This window comes from Aminobacter sp. P4_D5, from assembly GCF_056401815.1.
This window is the reverse complement of sequence record NZ_JBFUIP010001431.1, coordinates 1-513: the sequence shown is the minus strand read 5'-3', so window position 1 is coordinate 513 and position 513 is coordinate 1. Positions and strand designations below refer to the sequence as shown.

Genomic DNA, 513 nt, shown 5'->3' with positions numbered 1-513 from the left:
ACCCTGCTCGGCTCGTCCGGCCTGTTCGAGGCCGTCGGCAAGGACGACACCCTGACCGGTCGGGTCTACATCTGGGCAGAAGTCCGCGACGCCATCAGCGCGCGACCCTATCTCGGCTACGGCTACAATGCGTTCTGGCTGATGGGGACCCATGCGGCGGAGCTCCTCTGGCAGCGCGTCGGCTGGCAGGCGCCCACGGCGCACAGCGGCTATCTCGACGGGACGCTGCAGCTCGGCATGCTCGGACCAGCCCTGGTGGTGGTGCTGAACGCCGTCACCCTCGGACGGGCAGTCCGCGCCATGCTGGAAGGGCACCGCCGCCGTGCGTTCTGGGTGCTGATACTGACGGTCGTCTACGGCATCTACAACTACAGCGAGTCCCTGCTGCTGCGGCCCGACCTGCAGTTCCTGCTCTGGCTGATGGCGGCACTGTCGGTCGCGCGTATCCCCGGCACGCAGAAGGCGGCGGAGTGGACCGGGCCATGGAGTTTCCATTCCGGCGGACGGACACGG

1 protein-coding gene is annotated in these 513 nt (G+C 68.2%); it reads left to right on the top strand.

The window, feature by feature from the left end:
* Window positions 1–513: O-antigen ligase family protein (locus AC1DWF_RS38810; protein WP_476843706.1), on the top strand; the 513-nt coding region annotated here is incomplete at both ends.